Annotated in this window: 21 protein-coding genes and 1 pseudogene; 12 read left to right on the top strand and 10 right to left on the bottom strand. The window is 65.3% G+C overall.

The window, feature by feature from the left end; genetic code table 11:
* The first annotated feature begins 2 nt into the window (after positions 1–2).
* Together ACQY5A_RS16500 and ACQY5A_RS16495 are read left to right on the top strand one after the other, a co-directional pair.
* Entirely contained in the window at positions 3–824 is an 822-nt protein-coding gene (locus tag ACQY5A_RS16500) for a FadR/GntR family transcriptional regulator (RefSeq protein WP_428341541.1), read from the top strand.
* An 18-nt stretch (positions 825–842) separates the two neighbouring features.
* Positions 843–1,562, top strand: coding sequence for an SDR family oxidoreductase (locus ACQY5A_RS16495; RefSeq protein ID WP_428341380.1), 720 nt, complete (start codon positions 843–845; stop codon positions 1,560–1,562).
* 18 nt (positions 1,563–1,580) lie between these two features.
* Here the strand turns inward: ACQY5A_RS16495 and ACQY5A_RS16490 are convergent, their stop codons facing one another.
* The 3 genes and pseudogenes from ACQY5A_RS16490 to tnpA all read right to left on the bottom strand — a co-directional run bounded on the left by ACQY5A_RS16490 (position 1,581) and on the right by tnpA (position 3,659).
* Complete coding sequence (locus ACQY5A_RS16490; protein ID WP_428341379.1) at positions 1,581–1,832, bottom strand: hypothetical protein; 252 nt, start codon at positions 1,830–1,832, stop codon at positions 1,581–1,583.
* 180 nt (positions 1,833–2,012) lie between these two features.
* Positions 2,013–3,242 (bottom strand): RNA-guided endonuclease InsQ/TnpB family protein, encoded by a 1,230-nt coding sequence (locus ACQY5A_RS16485; RefSeq protein WP_428341378.1) that lies wholly within the window; start codon positions 3,240–3,242, stop codon positions 2,013–2,015.
* Positions 3,243–3,244: 2 nt separating this feature from the next.
* Positions 3,245–3,659 (bottom strand): annotated as a pseudogene (tnpA, locus tag ACQY5A_RS16480) (IS200/IS605 family transposase).
* A 169-nt stretch (positions 3,660–3,828) separates the two neighbouring features.
* On the opposite strand from tnpA, the gene ACQY5A_RS16475 reads away from it, so the two are divergent.
* The gene (locus tag ACQY5A_RS16475; RefSeq protein ID WP_428341377.1) at positions 3,829–4,119 is read left to right on the top strand and encodes a hypothetical protein; all 291 of its coding nucleotides are present in this window, start codon (positions 3,829–3,831) and stop codon (positions 4,117–4,119) included.
* Here the strand turns inward: ACQY5A_RS16475 and ACQY5A_RS16470 are convergent.
* Positions 4,116–4,967 (bottom strand): LLM class flavin-dependent oxidoreductase, encoded by an 852-nt coding sequence (locus tag ACQY5A_RS16470; protein ID WP_428341376.1) that lies wholly within the window; start codon positions 4,965–4,967, stop codon positions 4,116–4,118. The genes ACQY5A_RS16475 and ACQY5A_RS16470 overlap by 4 nt on opposite strands.
* A 90-nt stretch (positions 4,968–5,057) precedes the next feature.
* Here ACQY5A_RS16470 and ACQY5A_RS16465 point away from each other — a divergent pair, with 90 nt between their 5' ends.
* Genes ACQY5A_RS16465 through ACQY5A_RS16445 form a run of 5 tightly spaced genes read left to right on the top strand, consistent with a single transcriptional unit; the run spans position 5,058 to position 10,897 of the window.
* Positions 5,058–6,191: an acyl-CoA dehydrogenase family protein gene (locus ACQY5A_RS16465; RefSeq protein ID WP_428341375.1), complete on the top strand. Its 1,134-nt coding sequence runs from the start codon at positions 5,058–5,060 to the stop codon at positions 6,189–6,191.
* Entirely contained in the window at positions 6,188–7,315 is a 1,128-nt protein-coding gene (locus ACQY5A_RS16460) for an acyl-CoA dehydrogenase family protein (protein ID WP_428341374.1), read from the top strand. Before ACQY5A_RS16465 ends, ACQY5A_RS16460 begins: the two co-directional genes overlap by 4 nt.
* 2 nt (positions 7,316–7,317) lie before the next feature.
* Entirely contained in the window at positions 7,318–8,463 is a 1,146-nt protein-coding gene (locus ACQY5A_RS16455) for an acyl-CoA dehydrogenase family protein (RefSeq protein WP_428341373.1), read from the top strand.
* Positions 8,463–9,398 carry an acyl-CoA dehydrogenase family protein gene (locus ACQY5A_RS16450; protein WP_428341372.1) on the top strand — a complete coding sequence of 312 codons (936 nt, stop codon included), beginning with the start codon at positions 8,463–8,465 and terminating at the stop codon, positions 9,396–9,398. Before ACQY5A_RS16455 ends, ACQY5A_RS16450 begins: the two co-directional genes overlap by 1 nt.
* Positions 9,395–10,897, top strand: coding sequence for a class I adenylate-forming enzyme family protein (locus ACQY5A_RS16445; protein ID WP_428341371.1), 1,503 nt, complete (start codon positions 9,395–9,397; stop codon positions 10,895–10,897). The genes ACQY5A_RS16450 and ACQY5A_RS16445 overlap by 4 nt, the downstream gene beginning before the upstream one ends.
* Before the next feature lie 24 nt (positions 10,898–10,921).
* On the opposite strand, the gene pstS is transcribed toward ACQY5A_RS16445, so the two are convergent.
* Entirely contained in the window at positions 10,922–12,019 is a 1,098-nt protein-coding gene (gene pstS, locus ACQY5A_RS16440) for a phosphate ABC transporter substrate-binding protein PstS (protein ID WP_428341370.1), read from the bottom strand.
* A 322-nt stretch (positions 12,020–12,341) separates the two neighbouring features.
* Here pstS and ACQY5A_RS16435 point away from each other — a divergent pair, with 322 nt between their 5' ends.
* The gene (locus tag ACQY5A_RS16435) at positions 12,342–13,847 is read left to right on the top strand and encodes an MFS transporter (protein ID WP_428341369.1); all 1,506 of its coding nucleotides are present in this window, start codon (positions 12,342–12,344) and stop codon (positions 13,845–13,847) included.
* A gap of 86 nt (positions 13,848–13,933) precedes the next feature.
* Here the strand turns inward: ACQY5A_RS16435 and ACQY5A_RS16430 are convergent, their stop codons facing one another.
* Positions 13,934–14,065: a hypothetical protein gene (locus ACQY5A_RS16430; RefSeq protein WP_428341368.1), complete on the bottom strand. Its 132-nt coding sequence runs from the start codon at positions 14,063–14,065 to the stop codon at positions 13,934–13,936.
* 190 nt (positions 14,066–14,255) lie between these two features.
* On the bottom strand, positions 14,256–14,585 hold the full coding sequence (locus ACQY5A_RS16425; RefSeq protein WP_428341367.1) for a hypothetical protein: 330 nt from the start codon (positions 14,583–14,585) through the stop codon (positions 14,256–14,258).
* 154 nt (positions 14,586–14,739) lie between these two features.
* Between ACQY5A_RS16425 and ACQY5A_RS16420 the strand changes: the two genes are divergently transcribed.
* The 3 genes from ACQY5A_RS16420 (at position 14,740) to ACQY5A_RS16410 (ending at position 17,948) form a co-directional block, all read left to right on the top strand.
* Positions 14,740–15,774, top strand: a complete 1,035-nt coding sequence (locus tag ACQY5A_RS16420) for a hotdog fold thioesterase (protein WP_428341366.1) — start codon at positions 14,740–14,742, stop codon at positions 15,772–15,774.
* A gap of 101 nt (positions 15,775–15,875) precedes the next feature.
* Positions 15,876–17,069, top strand: a complete 1,194-nt coding sequence (locus ACQY5A_RS16415) for an amidohydrolase family protein (protein WP_428341365.1) — start codon at positions 15,876–15,878, stop codon at positions 17,067–17,069.
* A gap of 30 nt (positions 17,070–17,099) precedes the next feature.
* Positions 17,100–17,948, top strand: a complete 849-nt coding sequence (locus ACQY5A_RS16410; protein WP_428341364.1) for an enoyl-CoA hydratase-related protein — start codon at positions 17,100–17,102, stop codon at positions 17,946–17,948.
* Positions 17,949–18,042: 94 nt separating this feature from the next.
* Here the strand turns inward: ACQY5A_RS16410 and ACQY5A_RS16405 are convergent, their stop codons facing one another.
* Genes ACQY5A_RS16405 through ACQY5A_RS16395 form a run of 3 tightly spaced genes read right to left on the bottom strand, consistent with a single transcriptional unit; the run spans position 18,043 to position 22,674 of the window.
* Complete coding sequence (locus tag ACQY5A_RS16405) at positions 18,043–19,743, bottom strand: FAD-binding protein (RefSeq protein WP_428341363.1); 1,701 nt, start codon at positions 19,741–19,743, stop codon at positions 18,043–18,045.
* The gene (locus tag ACQY5A_RS16400; protein ID WP_428341362.1) at positions 19,740–21,122 is read right to left on the bottom strand and encodes an aromatic ring-hydroxylating oxygenase subunit alpha; all 1,383 of its coding nucleotides are present in this window, start codon (positions 21,120–21,122) and stop codon (positions 19,740–19,742) included. Before ACQY5A_RS16400 ends, ACQY5A_RS16405 begins: the two co-directional genes overlap by 4 nt.
* Before the next feature lie 19 nt (positions 21,123–21,141).
* Complete coding sequence (locus tag ACQY5A_RS16395; protein ID WP_428341361.1) at positions 21,142–22,674, bottom strand: acyl-CoA synthetase; 1,533 nt, start codon at positions 22,672–22,674, stop codon at positions 21,142–21,144.
* Positions 22,675–22,679 lie beyond the last annotated feature (5 nt).

The following is a 22,679-nucleotide window of genomic DNA, read 5'->3' as shown; positions in this document are numbered from 1 at the left end:
AGATGACTGCTTTGGGAATTGGCCCCGAGGCCCGACGCCGACTGTCGGCGCCACGGATCGCCGAGATCGTCGCTGACGAGTTGCGCCGGCAGATCATCGATGGCGAGTTGGCCGACGGCGACCTGCTGCCCCGGCAGGAAGTACTCGTCGAGCAGTTCAACGTCAGCCTCGTCTCGCTGCGAGAGGCGTTGCGAATTCTGGAGACCGAGGGCCTGGTCTCGGTTCGGCGCGGCAACCGCGGCGGTGCCATCGTCCACGCTCCGGCGAAGACCAGCGCCGCCTACATGCTGGGTCTGCTGTTGCAGAGCGAGGCGGTGGTCGTCGCCGACCTCGGCAGCGCCCTGCTGGAACTCGAGCCCGCGTGCGCAGCATTGGCCGCCCAACGGGCCGACCGGGCCGACACCATCGTGATCGAGCTCAACGAGATCAACGACGCGATGGAAACGCATCTGGAAGACGGGCCCGAATTCACCGAAATCGGCCGCAGATTCCACGATGCCATCGTGCAGGGCTGCGGCAACAAAACGATCATCGCCGTCGTCGGCACCCTCGAGACACTGTGGACCAGTCACGAACAGCAGTGGGCTGACGAGAGCGCCGCCAAAGGCACCTACCCGTCGCTGACCAAACGTCGCGCCGTCCTCGACACCCACATCAAGATGGCCGAGATGATCGAGGCCGGTGATGTCGAGCGAGCCCGTCGGGTGGCCGCCAGGCATCTTTCTGACACCCAGAACCACGTGCTGGCCGCCGGACCCGACCAACGGATCTACGCCTTGTCGCCGCAAGCCCTGTCCCGCCCGCGGGACACCCGCCATCTATAAACCGTGGACGCGCCAATCGTGAGAACCGCCCTGGTCACCGGCGGCAGCGGCGGTATCGGCAAGGCCTGCGCGGCCAAACTATGCGAATCAGGTTACGACGTAGTGCTTTCGGCGCGCCGCGAACAACCTTTGCGCGCCGCTGCCGACGAGATCGGCGCACGCTATCTGGTCGCTGACGCCGCCGATGGCACTGGCTTCGCGGACGCGATCGGCTCGCTGAAAACGATCGACCTCGTCGTACACGCGGCGGGGGCTCTGGGCGGGACGTACGCGCGCAAGCAGACATTCGAGCAGTGGCAGGCGATCATCTCGGCCAACTTGGATTCCTGCTTCGTGCTGACCTCCGCCGCGCTGCCCAAGATGCGGGCCGGCTCCCGGTTCATCTTCATCTCGTCCTCGGCAGCGCACGAGCCGATGATGGCCCGCACCGCCTACTCGGCATCCAAGGCGGGGATGAACGCCTTCGCTCGCGCGCTGGCCCTCGAGGTCGACCGCGACGGCATCGCCGTGCACATCGTGACGCCGGGCCCGGTGGAAACCGAGATGCTGCACGATGTTCCGTTCGAGATGCAGGCTATTCAGGTCTCCGACGTGGCCGACACGGTGGCCTGGCTCGACACCGTGGACCCGTCGGTGGATCTGCCGGAGATCCGGCTGAGCGCGGTGCGGCGCGGGCCGTATGCGCGGGTGCCAGTTGTTCCCGACGAAGTTCACCGGCGGGCCGCCCAGCGCCAATGACCGGGCACGGGCAGGCTGTTACTGGCCCAACCCGCTCAGACCGTTGCAGTACTGGCCGACGTCGATCTCGATGTCGCTGAAGGCGCTCTGGACGACGTAGCCAATCACCGCGGCGGCGATCGCCCTGGCGGTCGAGGGAGCCTTTCGCGCGGTGGTCCATCGCCTTGCGACCATTCGGTAGGAGGCCAGTTGGCGTTCAAGGCTCTCGACGATCACATCGCGAGACTTATCGTGCGCTTGCGCGTGCGCCCATCCTTGGATCGCCAGCATCCGCGTCCTTGCCGGCGAAACTTATGACTCAACCTGCTTTTTCTCGGCCCGGCTCGGCAAAGTCATGCCGCTGCACACCCTGTTCTTTTCGCAACTGCTCCAACACGGCCACATCCCCGGGGGGGTGCCGACAGTGAGCGCATTTTGACCTTCTCCCGCGACTGAGGATCGGGGGATTCCCTATGCCGGCTGCGCGTCATCGGGTCTTCTCGCTTGCGCGAGCACACCCGCGGTGACGGGTGTTGCCTCCGGTCCGGAGGTGAGCGCGGGCGCGGTGGCCCGGGCGAGGATGGTGTTGGCCGCCTGAATATCCGCGTGGTCTTCGTGGCCACATTGCACGCAACGGAATTCCGTTTGGCTCTTACGGTTTTCCTTCACGCTGTGGCCGCAGTTGCGGCACTCCAGACTGCTGTACGCGGCCGGCACAAACACCAGCTTGGTGCCGGACGCGGACATCTTGTGGTTGAGCCGCTGGGCGATCACACCCCAGCAGTTCGCGTAAATCCCCTTGTTCAAACCCGCTTTCGCGGCTTTCCCGTTCGGCAGGTAGTGCCCCACCATGTCGGGGTCGGGTTTGGGTTTCGGCGAGCGCACCATGTTGCGGGTCGCGAGTTTCTCCACGGCCACCACGCCGTAGGTGGCAGCAATGCGCGTGGTGGTTTTCTCGACCCAGTCCCGCCGCCGATCAGACACCCCGGCGTGTAGCCGTGCGACCCGCGCTTTGACCTTGCCGCGGCGGATACTGCCCTTGCGGGCGCGGGCAAGCTGACGCTGCAGCCGCACCAGCGTCTTGTGCTCGCTGCGGCGCATGATCGGTGCCCGCAGCATCGTGCCATCTGAGAGTGCGAGCGTGGTCGTCACTCCCCGGTCGATACCGACCGCCTGCCCCTGTCTGCCCGCAGCGGCGGTGACCGACGGCTGCGGGGCAGGAAACGCCACATGCCAGCGACCCGCTTTACAGGTGATCCGGGCCATCCCAAGCTTGCCCGCCGGCAGCGTGCGCGACAGCCGGAACTTCACCCGCCCTAGCTTGGGCACAAACATGTGCGCCCACTTACCGTTAATGTTCGCGACGCGGCTATCGCGGACACAGAATCCCTCGTCGACAAACTTGCGCCGCCATGTCGGCCGCCGGTGGATGCCGGCGAAATACGCCGCCGCGGCGCGGTCGAAGTCCCGCAACGCTTGCTGCTGCACCGACGACGATCCTGACCCCAGCCAGTCGAACCCTTGACGGGCCTGGGCGAGTTGTCTCTGCCGGGCGGCGGGTCCGGGCGCTGAGCGCCCTGACCGGCCCCAAGTGAACTGCTCCACGGCAAGATTCCACACATACCGGGCATCAGCGCAGTGCCTGCACAGCATGAACGCTGCTTGCTCGCTGGTCGGATATAACCGGTACCGGTGCGCCACCGCTACGCCACCTTCCCCGCGCGCGCAGCGGCGACTTTCTGGTTCTCCACATACCGCCTGACCACTTCCAACGGTGCGCCGCCGACAGTAAAGACGAACCAGGACGGCGACCACTAAACACGTCATCCGCGCCAGATGCGCGAACTCCTGGCGCAGCAACCGTGACGACCTGCCCGTGAGGATCTGGACGAGTTCGGATACCGCCACCTGCGGTGGCAACCCGACGAGTAGATGCACATGATCGGGCATCGTCTCGACCTCGATCACGATCCCGCCGAACTCGGTGACCACCTCGGCGATGAGCTGTTTCAACCGCGTCTGGATCGGCCCACCCAACACATCACGGCCATACTTCGGGCACCAAATCACGTGGTACTTCACCGAAAACACCGACTTACGCGTCGACCGGTACTGCATGAACCCCACGATAAACCCCACCTACGACAAACACGGCCCGCTACCCGGACCGCAAAGACGCGATCGGCTATCCCCCGACAAAAGTCGAAGGCTTAAACCGAAGAAAGTCTCGGTCACGCGCGTCGCGTGGCGGGCCGGATGCCAATACGAATACGCCCACCACAGTCGGATGGCGCTGGCGCTGGGCGTTCCGCGATCCGAGGTCATATCGCTGACCGAAGAATCCGACGACGCTTGGTCACCGCGCACTCGGGCGCTGATGCGGGCCGTTGACGAGCTGATCGCCACCAAGAACCTCGCACCGGCGACCTTCGTGGACCTACGTCGCGAACTCAACGAAGATCAGATCCTCGAATTCGCCACTTTGGTCGGCCATTACGTCATGGCCACGATGATGCTCAGTGTCGCTGGCTGCCCGATCGAACCCGCTTTCCAGCTCGGCCAACTGACGGAGCGCTAGTGCGGGAAGGGCTTGATCACCGTTTCGCCGAATTCGCGCAGCGATTCCGGTGCGGCGAAATCGGCGAACCAGACATAGAAGCGCTCGACGCCTTGACCGGACAAATGACCGAAGTGTCCGGACAGTTCGTTGGCATCACCACAAATCAGGCCTGACCCGAGATCGCCGAAGCGCTTCGCGCTGACCTCACGCACCTTGGTCGGGTCGCTGTCCTTAAGGATGAAGCCGACCATCTGCTGAACCGACACCCGAGCGGACCCCGCGGCCGGGGTCAACTCCGCGAGTCTGTCGATGTGGGTGACCGGGATGTTCCACCAATCGGCATGCTTGCGAACAAGTTCCATCATCCGACGCCCCGTCCCGCCGAGGATCAGCGGTATGTGATGGCTGGGAAGCGGGGACTGACTGCCGGCGGCCCCCTCGCCGCGCCCCCAGTACTGGTTGATCAGGTCAAGATGCTGCTCCAGCTGCTTCACCCTGGCGACCGGATCTTGTTGACCGACATCGAATCTGGCGAATTCCGCGGGCCAGGACCCCGACCCGAGCCCGAGTTCGAACCTGCCGTCGGATGCATCTGACAAGGTGACAGCCTGCTTCGCCAGTACCGCCGGGTGGCGGAACGCGTCGCAGAGCACCAGGTGTCCGATCCGTAGCCGCTCAGTCTTGGCGGCTACCCAGGATGCGACGCCCATTGCCTCCCAGATGTTTTCGTCAGGTAACCCCGGCGCCTCGAGATGGTCGATGAAGGCGATTCCGGAGAAGCCGCTGGCCTCGGCGTGACGTGCCCGCTCCACGATGTCGGGTACCGCGACCCGCACCTGCGGCAGGAACAGGTACCACTCGGCCATAACCACCACCCTTCGGACCGCGGAACGACGCGGGAGAAGCGATTGACGATTGTCGCGCTAGTTTACTATTTTTACTATGTTAGGGGAATTATGGATCTCGGACTGAATTCTGGACAATTGGCGCTGCGCGACAGCGTGCGTGACGTCCTGCGCACAGAATGCCCGCCGGCAGTCGCACGACAGGCCATGACGGACCCGGAGCGCTGGCACACGGTATGGAAGACAGTCGTCGACCTCGGCTGGACCGAACTCGCAGCGCCCGGCACCGAGACCGACGGTTCGTTCGGCCGGATGGACCTCAGCGTGGTCCTCGAGGAGTGCGGCGCGGCGCTGGCACCCGTCCCGTTGTTGTCCAGCGTCGGCCTGGCCGCGGGTCTGCTGCGCCAGGCCGGTCCCGCGGTCGCCGATGTGTTGACCGATATTGGTGGTGGCGTCGTCGCCGCGCTGGCCGTGCATCCACCAGGCTTTCGCCTGCCGGGGGTCCCGATGACTATGCAGGGCGGCCGAGTCAAGGGACGTGCCGTCGCGGTGCCCGGTCTCCCCCGCGCCGAACTGGTCGTCACGCTGGCCTCGTCGGCGGAAGGGCCGGTCGCCGCTGTTGTCCGCGTCGGCGATGGCGTCACCCTGCGCGACGCCGAATCCACCGATCCCGCGCAACCGGTGGCCGATGTCGAGGTCGACGCCGAGCCGGTCGCCGTCGCGCCGGTCGACCTGGAAGCGGCACTGGCGACGCCGCTGCTCGCCGCGGCCGCCGACCTGGTCGGTGTCGCCGGCGCCGCACTGGCCCGCTCGGTCGAGCACGCGAAAACACGCCAGCAGTTCGGCAAGCCGATCGGTGCGTTCCAGGGCATCAAGCACGCGCTCGCCGACAATTACATGGCACTCGAGCGCGCCCGCGGTCTGACCTACGCCGCCGCTGTGCGCCTCGACGATCCCGCCACCCCGATCGCCGCCGGCTGGAACGCTGCGGCGATGGCCAAGGCGGCGGCGGGCGAGGCCGCGGTCGGTTGCGGGCGCACCGGGGTGCAGGTCCACGGCGCGTTGGCGCAGACCTGGGAACACGACATGCACCTTTACTTACGGCACGCCTGGCAAGGCGCTTCGACGCTGGGAGACAGCCGCGCGCTCTATCACGCTGTGGGGCGCCGCTTCGCCGGAAGTGCGGCAATGAGCCGCGCCGGCGACAAGGCAGAGCGCAGCGATGCTGAGGAGCGGCGCCAATGAACCGCGCGACTGACCTGACCGCCGAATACGGCGCCTGGCTGACCGACTTCCTGCCCACCGACTACTACGAGCGCTACGACGACTACCGCTGGGACATCGAGCTTCGACGCGATCATCAACGCGCCGCGTTCGAGGCCGGTTGGCTGCAGCCGACATGGACGCGCGAACACGGCGGCCGGTCGCTGGGTCTGGCGGAGGCGATGGAAATCCGGCTCGAGGCCGCGATGCGCTCGGCACCGAAGCTGCCCAACGTCGCCGGGCCCGGTGTCGCCGCGCCGGGGATCCGCCAGTTCGGCACCCCCGCGCAGATCGACCGGCTGCTGGTCCCGCTACTGCGCGGCGACGAGTGGTGGGCGCTGGGCATGTCCGAGCCGGAGGCCGGGTCTGACTTCGCCGGCCTGCGCACGCGAGCCGTGCGCGACGGCGACATCTTCCGCGTCAACGGCAGAAAGATCTGGACCACCCATGCTCATCTGTCACGGTGGTGCACCCTCTACGCCCGCACCGATCCGGACGCACCGAAGCACCGCGGAATCTCATGCTTCATTCTCGATCTCGAGTCGCCGGGTCTGACCATCGAACCCATCCGGATGGCGTCGATCTCCGACGAGACATTCTGCGAAGTCATTCTCGACGACGTCGAGATACCCGCCGACAACCTGCTCGGAGACATCAACGGCGGATGGCAGGTCGCGATGTCGTCGCTCAACCATGAGCGGCAAATGATTTGGATCATGAACTGGGTGGAGATCCAGCGCGGACTCAACGACGTCCGCCACTCCCAAGCCACCCACGACGACGACTACGCCTCCGGCGAGGTCTTCTCTGAACTCGGCTCGCTACTCGCCGACGCCGAGGCGTTGCGGGCGACTGGCTATCGCGCGCTCAACAACGAACTCTCCGGGCTGCCAAGTCCGGAATCTGACATTCTGAAACTTCTTGGTTCACTTACCCTGCAACGGGTTTGGGAGCTAGCCGCTGCAGCGGCCGGGCCTCGCTCGATCGACGACACCGACCTGCTCTTCGAACGGCAGGACGCGCTGGCGGCGACCATCTACGGCGGGACATCTGAGGTCCAGCGCAACATCATCGCCGAGCGACTGCTCGGACTGCCGAAGGGATGACGATGGATTACGACCTCGGCACCGACGCGAAAGAACTCAGAACACGCCTTCGGGAGTTGATCGCGTCGCATATCCCCGAAGGGTTCCTGGGGGCGTGCACCAACGATCCCAAAGACCTGGCGACCACCGAGTCGTTCTGCAAGATGCTCGCCTCCGACGGACTGCTCGCGCTGGCCTGGCCGAAAGAGCATGGCGGGGGCGGGGGTTCGGTGTGGCAGCAGACTGTGCTGCGCGAGGAAATGTGGGCCTACCACGAACCTCGCGGCGCCCAGTACATGGGCATCAACTGGGTCGGCCCCGCGCTCATGCGGTACGGAACCGCCGAACAGAAAGCCCGGCACCTGCCCGCCATCGCGGGCGGAGAGGTGATCTGGTGTCAGGGGTTCTCCGAGCCCGAGGCAGGCACCGACCTCGCCTCGTTGCGCACCCGCGCGGTGCCCGACGGTGACGGCTGGCGTGTCACCGGGCAGAAGGTCTGGACGTCCTACGCGCAGATGGCGTCCTGGTGCGTGCTGGCGGCATGCACCGACCCGGACGCGCCGAAACCCAAGCGGCTCAGCCTGTTTCTCGTTCCGATGGACCGGGCTGGGATCACCGTGCGGCCGATTCGGTCGATGCTGGGGCCGCATCACCTCAACGAGGTGTTCCTCGATGGCGTCGAAGTGTTCCCCGACGAGGTGCTCGGCGAATTGGGCGACGGCTGGCGGGTGATGCGCGAAGCTCTGGCGTTCGAGCGCGTGGGGATTGCCCGGTACGCCCGGTGCGAGTCCCTGCTGGACCGGATGCAGACCGAACTCGGCGACGACTGGGACCGGCTGCCCGAGTCGATCCGGACGCGGTGGGTGCGGGCACTGATCGACCTGCGGATCGCTCGGCTGCTGGCCTATCGCGCGGTGTCACTGCAGGACGACCCGTCGGCCGGCGCCGCGGCCAGCGCCGCCCGTATCGCCACCACCACCTGCGACCAGCAGGTCGCCGAGCTGCTGTTCGACGTGCTCGGCCCGTCGGCACTGGACAGCGGCATGCCGGCGCCGTTGCACGGTGCGATCGAAGACCATTGGCGGTACGCCCAGGCAGCCACCGTGGCATCCGGAACCATCGAAGTGCAGCGGATGCTGGTCGCGCGCGAAACGTTAGGAGATCGCTGATGAAAACCGCTTTGCCAGAAGACATTGCCGACTTCGCAGCGATCGCCAACAAAAGGCTGTTCCGGTTCGGCGGAGCGCAAGCGGCGCTGCGGGCCGAGACCGAGGATCACCTGCGCGACGACGCCCGCACCGCGCTGTCCGACCTCGGAGCCTTCGACCTCGACGTCCGGGCCTCCGCCGACGATCTGCTGGCCGCGGCCGTGCTCTGCCAGGCCGTCGGCGCCACGGCGCTGCCCTACCCGCTCGTCGAAGAACTGCTGGCGATCGACGGCGCCCGCCTCGCGCTGGTGAACCCCGAGGCGCCCCGGGTCGACCACGGCGACCTGGCCGGTGATTGGGTCGCCGCCGACCTCGACGGCGCGCGGTATCGCGTGCAGCCGTCGTCGCGGACCGCCGCGAAGCTCGGGCCCTTTCTGGTGCCGGCCACGCTGGGTCAACCCGACGGCACCGTCCCAGCCGTCGACGTCGACCTGCACCTCACGCTGGGGTCGTGGCGGATCGTCGGCGCCGTGCAGCAGGCGTTGGAGATCACTCGTCAACATGTGAAGGCGCGGATGCAGTTCGGCAAACCGCTCGCGGAATTCCAGGCCGTCCGATTCACCATCGCGGACGCCTCCGTTGCCGCCCGCGGGCTACACGAACTCGCCAAGTACACCATCAGCCGCGTGGAATCGACTCCGGCGCAAGTTCGTTCGGCGGACGCGCTGGTGCTCAGGCTCAAAGCCGCGGAGACGGCACGACAGGTGTTCCGCACCGCACATCAGCTACTGGGGGCGCTCGGCTTCTGCGACGAGTCCGACGTCAGTGTGCTCGACCGGCACACCCAGCCGCTGATCCGGCTGCCGGTCGGCGCCGAGGTGCTCGCGATGCGCCTGCTGCCGGAGGTACGCAGCGGCGGGCTTGAAACATTGTTTTCTGGCCCGGTATCGGCGTGAGCACCCAGACAACCGTGTCAGGGGGCACCGCCAATCCGTCGGACGAGGGAATCCCGTTCGGCGCCAAACTTCGTGAACTCGCCCAACAGCGTGGAGACGACCCGGCTCTGACCGTCATTGCGCGTGACGGCAATGCGCAGTCGATGACCTTCGCGGAGCTCGATGGTCGGGCCAATCAATGGGGACGGGCCCTGGCTGCCGCGGGTGCCCAGCTCGGTTCGCTTGTCGCACTGGGGATTCCCAATTCCGAACAATTCATACTCGCCGCTCTTGGCTGCTGGAAGATCGGCGCCGTCCCGGTGCCGATGCGATGGGACCTGCCCGATTGGGAGCGGTCACGCGTGCTCGAAGTGATCGCCCCCGCGGTCACGATCGACGACGAAACCCGGTCGGTACTCACCGCAAGCGCGGCGGGTCAGTCCGCGGACCCGCTACCGGACGCGGTGTCCCCCAAGGCCAACGGGATCTGTAGCAGTGGATCCACCGGACTGCCGAAGGTCATTATGACGCTGGCCCAGGGCATGTGGACGCTCGAGTCGTCACTCCCCTTCCTCGCGGCGTGGGCTCCCACACCCACACCGCAGACCATCCTGGTGCCCGGTCCGATGTATCACACCAACGGGTTCGCGCCACTGACCTATCTGCTGGGCGGTGACGAGCTGGTTGTCCTCGAAAAGTTCGACGCCGCAATGGTTGTCGATGTCGTCGAGCGTTACCGCATCACGAACTTCACCGCAACGCCGACGATGCTGTCGCGCATCGCGGCGTTGCCCGACATCCGCGAGCGGGATCTGTCCAGCATCGCCTGGATCTTGCAGGGCGCCGCGGTGATGCCGCAGACGTTGCTGCGCGCCTGGTTCGAGCTGCTCAGCCCGGAACAGGTCGTGATGGCATACGGGATGACGGAGGGTTTGGGGCTCACCGCATTACGCGGCGACGAATGGCTGGCTCATCCGGGCAGTGTCGGTCGCGGCTTCCGTGACACCGAGGTGCGGATCCTGGATCAGCAGGGCCAGTCGGTGAAGGCGGGGGAACTCGGCGAGGTGTATTTGCGCTCGCCGATGAGCGCCGGATACCTGTATCTGGGTGGGGCGCCGCTGCTGCCCTCGACGCCGGACGGGTTCCGGACCGCCGGCGACATCGGCCATCTCGACGACGATGGCTACCTCTACATCGCCGATCGCCGCAGTGACATGATCATCACCGGCGGGGCCAATGTCTTTCCCGCCGAAGTGGAGTGCGCGTTGGCCGAACACGACGCGATCGCCGACGTCGTCGTCATCGGACTCACCGACAGCGAGTGGGGCCGCCGCGTGCACGCGGTGATTCAGCTCGCCGAGGGTTCGACGCCGCTGACCGAGCGCGACGTGATCGCATACGCCAAGACCCGGCTTGCCGGGTACAAAGTTCCCAAGACCGTGGAGTTCGTCGACCAGATCCCCCGCACCGCGGCAACCAAGGTCAACCGCTCGGCGATGGTCGAAACCCGAGGCGGCTGAACCCGTCTCAGGGGCTGGCCCAATTCAGCTGATGCTGTGGGCGGCCGCCGCGACCCTTATTTGGAAGTCGGTCGGAAGCGGGATGTATCCCAGCGGCGTGAGGCCGCCCTGTCCGACCGAGACAGTCGACTCCATGAACGCTTTCACCGCCGTGCCCGTTTGAGCGTCAGGGTATTTGGAGCAGACCAGCTCGTAGCTGGCCAGCAGGATCGGGTATGCGCCAGGCGTGCCGGTGGCGTACACCTTCGACAAATCGAGCACCAGGTTGTTGCCCGTGCCCTTGATCGTGATGTCGGAGATGGTCTTGCCGACCCAGTCATTCCCGATGTGCACCACGTCGCCCGCGGTTTTGATGCCGGCCACGTCCAGGTGCTGCTTCTTCGCGTAGGACCACTCGTTGTAGCTGATCGCGCCCTCGGTCTTCTTGACGGCTTCCGCGGTGCCCTCGTTGCCTTGCGCGGAAGTGCCGGCACCCCCGTTGAAGGTCTTGCCGGCGCCTTTGGTCCACGCGCCGCCCGAAGCAGCCTGCAGGTACTGCTGGAAGTTGTCGCTCGTGCCCGATGCGTCGCTGCGGTACACGACGTGGATGTATTCGTCGGGAAGGCTGCTGTTGTCGTTCAGCGCAACGATGGCCGGGTCGTTCCAGCGGGTGATGGCGCCGCTGAAAATCTTGGCGAGCGTGGGCGCGTCAAAGGTGAGGACGTCGGTCGATTTGACGTTGAAGGTGATCGCGATCGGACCGAAGACGGCGGGCAGGTTCCAGGCGTCCTTGCCGCCGCAACGCTGCTTGGCGCCGTCATACTCGTCGCCGCTCAGCGGAGAGTCCGAGCCGCCGAAATCGGTCTTGGCACCGAGGAAGTCCGAGACGCCGGCACCGGATCCGGTGGCAGAGTAGTTCAACTGCTTCCCCGAGCACGAGTCCTCGTAGCTGGTGATGAAGTGGCTCATCGCATTCGCCTGGGCGGTAGAACCGCTGCCGGCCAAGTCTTGCTTGCCCCCGCAGTCGATCTTCGCGTCCTTGGCGTATTTCGGCGGCGTATCCAGGTGCGTACATCCCGATAACGCAAGGCTGGCCGCGACAATCAGGCTGGCCGCGGCCATAAATCCTCTGTGCTGCTTCATGTTTGCCTCCTTGACAACAACCCGTTAGCCGCACATCGGCCGCCCGTTTGCCGGGCCGGAAATGCTTGACGTTGCGCGACTTGGTGCCGCACGTCGATTCGAGCACGTCCGCGAGAATTAGTAGTCACCTTGATCGACATCGAATCAATGGGGAAGCAAACAACAGGTGAAGCCACCGCGGGGACCTGTGCATGTGCCAAATTCATCCTGCTGTTGTCGGCCGTTCAGTTATTTGACCTAGCGTCTGCGTGGTTGACGCTGGTCATAGCGGGTTCCGCAGGTCAGCGAAACGGCATTGATGCGCTTCGCCAAGAGAGGTGACATGACCGACACGCTCCACAAATCGCAGGCACCCGAAGTCAACGGCAAAACAGTCCAGGAATACATCGACGAGTTGCCCCAGTGGCCCGACGGCACGGCGCTGAAGTCAATGCCGATGACCGCGATGCAGTTTCGGATCTGGGCACTGGCCTGCGCGGGCAAATTCTTCGAGGGCATGGTCGTGTTCATGACCGGCGTTGCCCTGCCGCTGATCTCGATCCAATTCCATCTGAACGCGACCGACAAAGGTCTGGTGACCGCTTCCTCTCTTGCGGGCATCCTGGTCGGCGCGACGGCACTCGGCGGCTTGGCCGACAGCTACGGGCGCAAGAAGATGTTCATCATCGAGATGATCATCTTCTCGGTGTTCCTGGTCGGCCTGACGTTCGCCCCCAACTTCATCACCTTGGTCATCTGTCTGTTCGGCGCCGGCATTGCTTTGGGTTGCGACTACCCGACCGCGCACATGGTGATCTCGGAAAGCATCGCGACCTCGATGCGCGGCCGACTCGTGTTGAGCGCCTTCGCTTTCCAGGCCGTCGGAGCATTCTTCGGTACGGCACTGGGCTTCGGCATCCTGTACGCCAACCCGAACCTGGACGCCTGGCGGATGATGTACGCCGCGGCAATCGTGCCGGCGGTCCTGGTCGTGGTCGGACGCCTCTACGTCACCGAGAGCCCGCACTGGCTGGTGTCGAAAGGCCGTACCGCGGAGGGCGAAAAGGCCACCACACAGCTACTCAAGCGCACCCCGCAGTACCCGAAAAACGTGTCGCTGGGACACCTTGCGCAGACGCATAAGGCCGCCGAGGAGCACGCGACCTACCTGGCGCTGTTCAAGAAGCGGAACCGCCGCGCGACGATCCTGGCGTCGGTTCCGTGGTTCCTGCAGGACTTGGGGGTCTACGGAATCGGTATCTTCACGCCCACGATTCTGGGTGCAGTCATCGGCAAGGAGTCCAAGTCGCACGGGCTGTCGGACACCATCCACAACGACATCCTGGGCGCCAAGGGCTCGGCCATGATGGACGTGTTGTTCGTCTTGGGTGTCATCGTGGCGATTTTTTTGGTTGACCGCGTCGGACGGATCAAGTTGCAGATTTGGGGCTTCATCGGCTGCGCCGTCGGCCTGCTGCTGTCCGGGCTGTCCATCCGCTCCGACGGCAGCAACGTCATGTGGCTGCTCTTCCTCGGCTTCACGCTGTTCTACTTCATGGTCAACTTCGGGCCGAACGCGATGACCTACCTGCTCGCCGGCGAAGTCTTCCCCACCGAGGTCCGGGGTAAGGGTGCCGGTTTCGCGGCGTCCTTCGCCAAGATCGGGGCGGTGTTGACGGCCTTCCTGTTCCCGATCCTGCTCAAGACGATCGGCACCACCGCACTGCTCTGGGGTCTGGTGGTGTGCTTCCTGGCCGGCGCGTTGGTGACCTACTTCTTCCGGATCGAGACCACGGGCGTGAACCTCGAGGACGTCGGCAAGGCAGAAGCAGAGGTTCCGGCCGCCTGAGATTCCCGGTCTGCTCGGCCGCGGCAGGCGTTATAGTCCGCTGCGTAGTGGGCGAACTCCCGGAAGACGCGCGGCGCCTGGAAGCCCTACGATTCGGCTAGCGCAACCGGCGACGGCGGCAAGCCGTGGTCTTCCAAGAGAAGGAATCCCAGCATGAAGACGACAATATTGAGGGACACGGTCGGTGCCGCCGCGGCAGCCTTGGCCGCTGGTGTCATGTGGACCGCACCGTCGGCGTCGGCCGGTAGCGACTTTTGCAATTCGCTTCCCCCCGCCCAGGTTCACGATTGCAGCTGCGGCGCTGACAACGTCCCAGGTACTGACGAATATCAGCAGTGCCTGCATCCAAATGCGGCTGCGCCCAAGCCGACCGACTCACCACCCCCCGCGCCATCCCCCTGATGGTCGCTAACGATTCGGAACAAGCGGCATCAGCTTGGACGGGGTTGTGCCGGGCGGGCACTGAAACCACTGGAAATCCGGCAACGGACAACTGATTCCTTCGGCGACCTGGTTGTCTCTCATCGTGTAGTCGTGGCAGACAGAGGTATCCCACGCAGGGTTGACCGGACCCGGTGCCCAGCTGCCCGTGGGAGTCGGCAGTAGAGCTTTCGGTGGCGGGTCGCCGGGGCACCAGCGAAGTGGCGCGGCCTGCGCAGTGCCCGCACCCAGGCCCAATCCGGCTACTGCCAGACCACCCGCTAGCAGGGCCCTGGCGGTGACCGTCTTCAGCGTCATGGCGCTTCCTTTCGTCGTCGTCAGGGCAAAAATTAAGGCAGCCCGCTAAATGGATCCTTAATGGCGCCCGCCTATCGTCACGTTCCGCCGCGCCCGGCCCAGGCGCGGTAACCTCATTCTCACAGCGCAACGTGCGCGGGGTGAAGGAGGCGGCATGGCGCAGGACCGCGAATCGGAGCCGACGACCCGGGACGCTCGCTTCATCAAGACCGCGGTGGAGATCCTTCGCGAGACCGGTCGCACCGACTTCACCGTCCAAGAAGTAGTGGCTCGCTCCAAGACATCACTGCGTGCGTTCTACCAACACTTCAGCGGCAAGGACGAACTGCTGATTGCTCTGCTGGACCGGACGATGGCCCAGTCCACGCAGGCCTGGCGCGCCGAGACGGCGGACATGGACAGCACTTCGGCGATCAAGCTGATCATCGACCGCATCAGCGCTGAGCCCGAGTCGAGCACCCAAGACAGCCTGAATCGGGCGATGAACCTGTACAACCAGCATCTGGCCGAGACCCGGCCGCGTGATTACGCCCGGATCATCCTCCCGCTGCACGAGCTGATCCGCGACGTCGTGCAGCGCGGCATCAGCGAAGGCGTCTTTCGGCCCACCCTCGACGTCGGGCCGGCCTCGGCAATCATCGTGCAGACAATCTTGGGCGCTCTGCGACTGCATTGGCTGGGAGCCGAATTAACCGGCGCGCCAATCGATGGCGCGCACCTCTACGACTTCTGCGTGCGCGCACTCGGCGTCGACGAAAGCGTCCAGCCGGAAATGCCGACGCTGGCCGAGCTGTTCAACCAGATCGGCATGCGGCCGGGTGCCCGCAACGGCGAATTTGCGATGACCATTCCGGTGAGCCCGCAGGTGGTCAACACCTCCGGCGCGCTGCAGGGCGGCCTGATCGCCACCCTCGTCGACGTCGCCGGCGGGCAATTCGGCCTGGACTTCCTGCAGGACGGCACCACGATGACCACGGCCGACCTCAACATCCGCTACCTGCGACCGATCCGGCAGGGCACGGCATACGCGGTCCCGCGGATGTTGCGCGCCGGTCGACGCGCAATGGTCATGCAGGTCGATGTCCTCAGCGACGACGACGGCGAGGCGGCATTGCTCGCCTCGGCGACGGTGAACTTCGCCGTCATCAACGGGGCGACCCCGCAACTGCCGGACTGGCCGTCCGCCTGAAACCAACCTGGCGCGACTTTCGACCAACCCGCACTGGATGGTAACGTCATTACCACCCATTGAGAATCCCGTCCCCAGAACCAGCCCCGCAGGAGATCGTCATGCCGTCTCGCGAGCTTTCCTTCCCGGTGTTCGACGCCGACAACCACATGTACGAGCCGCAGGAAGCACTGACCAAGTTCCTGCCGGAGAACCGGAAGCGCGTCATCGATTACGTGCAGGTTCGGGGCCGCACGAAGATCGTCGTCCGCGGCCACATCAGCGAATACATCCCCAACCCGACCTTCGAGGTCGTCGCCAAGCCAGGCGCGCAGGAGGACTACTTCCGCAACGGCGCGCAGGGCAAGACCTACCGCGAAATTCTCGGCGAGCCGATGAAGGCGATCCCGGCTTTCCGTGAGCCGGCGGCCCGGCTGGAGGCGATGGACGAGCTCGGCATCGACTACGCCCTGATGTTTCCGACCCTGGCCAGCCTGGTCGAAGAGCGGATGAAGGACGACCCGGAGATGACCCACGACGTCATCCACGCGCTCAACGAGTGGATGTACGAGCAGTGGTCGTTCAACCACAAGGACCGCATCTTCGCCACCCCGGTGATCACCCTGCCGATCGTCGAGCGCGCGCTCGAAGAGCTCGAATGGTGTCTGGAGCGTGGCGCCCGCACGGTGTTGGTCCGCCCCGCGCCGGTGCCCGGATTCAGGGGCAGCCGCTCGTTCGGACTCGAGGAGTTCGATCCGTTCTGGCAGGCCTGCATCAAGGCTGATATTCCGGTGTCGATGCACGCTTCGGACAGCGGCTACTCCGAGTTCGCCAACGTCTGGGAGCCCGGCGACGAGTTCCTGCCGTTCAAACCGACCGCCTTCCGTAGCTTCGCGATGGGTCACCGGTCGATCCTCGACGCGATGGGTGCACTCGTGTGCCACGGGGCCCTGTCGCGCAACCCGGAGCTGCGGATCCTGTCGATCGAGAACGGCGCCGACTGGGTGCCGGACCTGTTCAAAGGCCTCAAAGGCGTATACAAGAAGATGCCGCAGGCCTTCCTCGAGGACCCGATCGAAGCGTTCAAGCGGTGCGTGTACATCACTCCGTTCTGGGAAGACCGGTTCACCGAGATCGTCAACATGGTCGGCACCGACCGGGTGCTGTTCGGATCTGACTGGCCGCACCCCGAGGGCCTGAAGGACCCGATCAGCTTCGTCGACGAGCTCACCGACTTCGGCGAAGAGGACGTTGCCAAGATCATGGGCGGCAACCTGATGAAACTGATGAAGGTCGCCAAGCCGGTCTCGGCCTGATTCGCCGTCGGCCGTAATAGGGTCGCCACCATGGAGCGGCGCACCCTGGAAGCGGTGATCTACGAACGCGAACCGCCGATCGCGCGAATCATCTTGAACCGGCCCGACAAGGCCAACACCAAGGACGCGACGCTGGTCGGAGAAGTTGACGCCTGCCTGCATGAAGCAGACCGCGACCGCGAGATCAAAGTGGTGATCCTCAAGGCCAACGGCAAAGGCTTCTGCGGTGGACACGTGGCCCGCTGGGGTCCGGACGAAAACCCCTATCCGGATTTCGGCGACTCGTTCGAAGATCTCTACAAGGGCACCGCCGACCTGTTCCTCTGGCCGACGTTGTATCTGTGGGAGTTTCCGAAACCGACGATCTCGCAGATACATGGCTACTGCATGGGCGGCGGGATCTACCTGGGCCTGCTGACCGACTTCTGCGTCGCATCCGAGGACGCGTACTTCCAAATGCCGCTTGCCCAGAGCCTCGGTGAACCCGGCGGGCACACCATGATCGAGCCGTGGCTGCTGATGAACTGGCATCGCACCATGGACTGGCTGTTGCTGGCTCCGACGCTGTCGGCCGCCGAGGCGCTGGAGTGGGGGCTACTCAACAAGGTGGTGGCCCGCGACGAGCTCGAAGACACCGTCGAGGAAATGGCCCGCAAGATTGCCCAAGTGCCGCTGACCACGTCGATGGCGGTCAAGAACAGCGTCAAACGCGCCTACGAGTTGATGGGCATGCGGGTGCATATGCAGGTCAGCCACATCCTGACCAACATGGTCGGTGCGGCATCCGACGTCCAGGAACGACGGGCGCAGCTCATACAATCCGGTTTGAAGCCAAGGGATTTCATCGACCGCGACGATTCAGGCTCAGCGCCGACTTAACCACGCAACCTGCCGGATGCCCGGCTAGCCGGGGTCACGCAGCCGAACGCCCGGCTAGACGGGAGCTCGCACCTAAACGCTCGGCAGAGAAGCTTCAGCGGCTGCGTTCGCCGGGCAGCGCACGCCCCGCGGCGTGCCGCGCGGCCACATACCCGAACACCATCGAGCTGGCGATGCTGGCGCCGGCACCCGGATAGGTTCGGCCCATCACCGTCGCGGTGTTGTTGCCGGTGGCGTACAGGCCGTCGATCACCTGGTCCTTCTCGTCGAGAACCTGCGCGTACTCGTTGGTGATCACGCCGCCGCAGGTGCCGACGTCGGCCGGCAACACCCGGGTCGCGTAGAACGGCGCCCGGTCCAGCGGGCCGACGGCAGCGTTGGGCCGATACCCCGGATCACCCAGGCAGTCGTTGTAGGCCGACTGCCCCCGGCCGAAATCGGGATCGAGCCCCTTGACCGCAAACTCGTTGAAGCGCTGGATCGTTCGGGTCAATTCGTCGGCGGGCAGCTCGGTTTGGCGGGCCAGGTCCTCGATGGTGTCGGCGCACTTGACCGCGCCGGACTCGATCAGTTCGGTGGGCAGCTGCTGATTGCGCTTGAGCGGGTTGGCGCTGGTGACGTAGCGCCGCACATATCCGTCGTCGAATATCATCCAGCACGGCACCGCCTTGTTGGCGTACATCGCCTTGCCGACCTCCACGTAAGAGTTCGACTCGTTGCAGAACCGTCGGCCCGTGGGGTCCACATAGATGGCGCCGGGCCGCTGACGTCCCGAGCCCAGCGAGGCCGCGACGGTCCCACCGTTGGCGATGAAAACCGACGGCAACCACCATGCTTCGTCGAGCAGGTCGGTCTTGGCGCCCAGTCGCATCGCGGTCTGCAGCACTTCGCCGGTGTCCCCGGCGTTGGCGATCGACCACTTGGCGTCGTTGGGCTGATCACCGCTGTACTTCTGGCGCATCTCGGCGTTGTGCCCAAATCCCCCGGCGGCCAAAAGGACTCCCCTGCGGGCCTCGATATTCAACGGCTTCCCGTCATGCACGATGCGCGCACCCGCCACCCGGCCGTCTTCGACGATGAGGTCATCCATCGCGGCGTTGATCCACAGCGGTGGCCGCCCGTCGCTGAGGTCGATCAGCGCCTTGAGCATCTGACCGATCAGCGAGGCGCCGTTGGTCAGGATCTGCCGTCGGCGCGCCCGACCCGCGGCGGTGCGCAGGAAGACTTTCGTCGCGACCGCGAAAGCGTTTGGCGCACGGTTGAAATACTGCACCGACCGGAGCTCGTTGGTCAGCACTGTGTAGCCGTAGTTCTTGGCCAGCGCCGGCTGCACCTTGTCGTGCCAGTCCCCCAGCTCGGCGGCGTCGAACGGAATGCCCTCGATGGCCCGGCCGGCGGCATTGCCGCCCTTGTGATTCGGGTAGTAGTCGCTCCAGCCGGCGCAGCGGATCATCTTGACTCCCCGGCGGATCAGGAAGTTGATCATCTCGTAGCCGGCGGTCAGAAACATCTCGCGGCGCTCACGCGACGACGCTGCGCCGACGTCGCCCACCACGTCGGCGAGGTAGGCCAGCCCGTCCTCGTGTGAGTCGGCGATGCCATCGGCCCGCATCAGCGGATTATTGGGCAGCCAGACGATGCCGCCGGACAATCCCGTCGAACCGCCCACTAGCGCTTGCTTTTCCACGATCAGCGGCTCCAGCCCGCTGTCGAGTGCGGCCAGGCCGGCGACCATGCCACCGCCGCCGCTGCCGGCGATCACCAGGTCGACGGAGCGGTCCCATTGCGTGGTCATTTCGCATCCGAGGAGAAACCGAGATCGGCGATCGGCACGTCGATCGTGGTGTTGGTCTTCTGGATCGCAGGAATCAGCTCCTCATAGGGCAGACCGGCGAGGAAGCCGTCGACGACCCGTTCGAAATTCGAAATCAGCCCCTCGATCCGATCCGACAGGCGCATGTAGTCAAACCCCTTGGAATGCAGTCCCTTTTGCTGTCGCGGCAAGTTGGAGAAGTCTTGAGCGGGGATCGGTGGCCAGCGCGGGTCGTCCGGCGCCAACGGCACGGGTGGAGTCGGCTTGCCGGTGGAGCGATCGTCGGGCATCCGGGTCAACGACCAGATCTCGAACAAAGTTTCCTCCGGACCCAGTGGACGGATCCGGTATGAGGAGGCGCTGCTGTAAGTGGGCAGGATGAAGTGGTGCGGGAAGGCGAAGCCGATCGCGTCGGTGATCCCGCGGCGGATCAGGTCATTCAGGTCGGGCATCTCGCTCCCCCGGGCCCGATGCCACTGCACCACAGCGTCGTTGAGCGCGCCGCGCCAGCCCGCCATCGCCTCCGCCGGATCCGACGGCAGCGCAAGAGTCTGCATGCCTTCGGCGATGCGGACGTCGTTCTCGTGGGTCATACCGCCCATGCCGTCGCCCAGCGTGCGCATGAAATAAAGACTGCTCGCCACGACGGGATGCACCGCTTCCGACGAGCTGCCGTTTTGCGCCGACGGCAACAACTGCGGGTGCGTCTGCGGAACGTGGTAGCCCTCCATGAACGCGGCGGTCGCCAACTTCCAGTTCACCGGCAGCTTGCACGATTGCCACCACTCGACGCGCAGCGACTCGACCTTCCACGCGTCGTAAATGGTGGCAAAGGGCTCCATCCAGTCACGCAGCGGCGGGGCGTCGTCGTCGAGGTTGATCCAGACGCAGCCGCCCCACAGTTCGCACTTGACCGACACCAGCTCCAGGTCGTGGGCGCTCATGTTCTCCTCGGCGAAGGCCTCGGGCCGCAGCACGAAGGTGTTGCGGCCGTCGATACCCCAGCACCAGCCGTGGAACGGGCAGACGAACGTCCGCCGCCGGGCCCCGGGAAGAGAGCCGTTGCCCTCCACCAGCTTCACCCCGCGATGACGGCAGGCGTTGTGGTAAGCGCGGACGGTGTCGGCGTCGACCCGGACGACGATGATCGACTGGTCCAGGATCTCGTACTCGACGAAGTCGCCCGCCTTCGGAATCTCCTCGAGCCGGCACGCCATCTGCCACACCCGCGGCCAGAACAGCTCGGCTTCGGCCGCGTAGAAGTCGGGATCGTAGTAGCGCTGCTTGGGAATCCGACTCGGATCCGCCACCGCCAACGGCACCGGCAGCGGAGTCCAGTTCACGTCAGTTCGCGAGTTCATCTGATTGTCCTTGTCAGCTTCATACGATCCGGGACGCCCGCCCCTGCCAGTACCTTTCGCGGATACGCCGCTTGTAGAGCTTCCCGTTCGGGTCGCGTGGCAGGATGTCGAATTCGATTGTGCGCGGGCATTTGTAGCCGGCGAGGTGTGTTCGGCAATATTCGATGAGCTCGGCTTCCAGCTCGGGTCCGGCCGTGACGCCGTCCGCCGGTTCAACGACGGCCTTGACTTCCTCACCGAACTCGTCGTTGGGCACCCCGAATACCGCGGCGTCGACCAGCGTGGGATGCATGACCAGCAGGTTCTCCGCCTCCTGCGGGTAGATGTTCACCCCGCCGGAGACGATCATGAACGTCGAGCGGTCGGTGAGGTAGAGGTACCCGTCCTCGTCGACGTAGCCCATGTCCCCCAGCGATCGCCAGCCACGGTCGTTGGAGACAGACGCGGTTTTGGCCGGGTCCTTGAAGTACTCGAAATTCGGCCCGCCTTCGAAGAAGAGCTCACCGGTCTGCCCGGTCGGCAGTTCTTCGCCGCCATCACCGACCACGTGCACCGGCGACATCGGGATACCGACCGACCCCGGGTGAGCCAGCCATGCTAAAGGCCCGATCGTGGTGCCCGCGAATCCCTCAGTGCCGCCGTAATATTCGTGAAGGATCGGGCCGAACCAGTCCATCATCTGTTGCTTGACGTCCACCGGGCAGGGGGCGGCCGCGTGGATGACGCACTGCAAACTCGATACGTCGTACTGTCGGCGTACCGCCTCGGGCAACTTCAGCATCCGGACGAACATCGTCGGCACGAACTGGGCGTGGGTGACCCGGTGCGTCTCGATCAGGCGCAGCACGTCTTCGGCGTCGAATTTGCGCATGATGATCGCCGCGGCGCCAACCCGACTGACCGCCATCGTGTAGTTCACCCCGGCCGCGTGGTACATGGGTGCGGGCGAGAGGTACACGTTCTGCGCTGTCATGCCGTATTTGTGGATCAGCGCCATCTCCAGCACCGACTGCGCCCACGAACCGTTGCCGTCGGTCGGCAGCGGTCGGCGAACGGCTTTGGGACGGCCTGTGGTGCCCGACGAATACAACATCTCCGATCCGTCCACCACCGGTGGCGCCTCGCCCGCGGCGGCGACGGCTTCGGTGTAGGACTGCCAGCCCGGCAACTCGCCGCCGACCGTGACGTGCACCGCGACGCCGGCGTTGGCGGAGCGCAGGTACGCCGCGAGGTCGGCCATCGACGCATCGACGAAAACCGCCTTGGCATCGGAGTCGCCGACGACGTAGGCGACTTCATCGGCGGTGAAGTGGGTGTTCACCGCGGTGTAGTAGAGCCCGGAAAGCTGACAGCCCCAGGTGATTTCGAAGAACTCCGGCCGGTTCGGCAGCACCAGAACCACGCCGTCGCCAGGGCGCAGCCCGGCATCGCGCAGCGCCGCGGCGACCCGCTGACTTCTGTCGTACAGCTCGCCGAACGACATGACATCGCCGTCGGACATGATCAGCGCCGGCGACGTACCGGCGCTGATCGCGTGATCGGCGATGTTCACAGCCG

This window comes from Mycobacterium sp., assembly GCF_965277065.1.
In the GTDB taxonomy this organism is placed as follows: Bacteria; Actinomycetota; Actinomycetes; order Mycobacteriales; family Mycobacteriaceae; genus Mycobacterium.
Note: the sequence above shows the minus strand (reverse complement) of the source record. Positions and strands in the feature narration are given on the sequence as shown.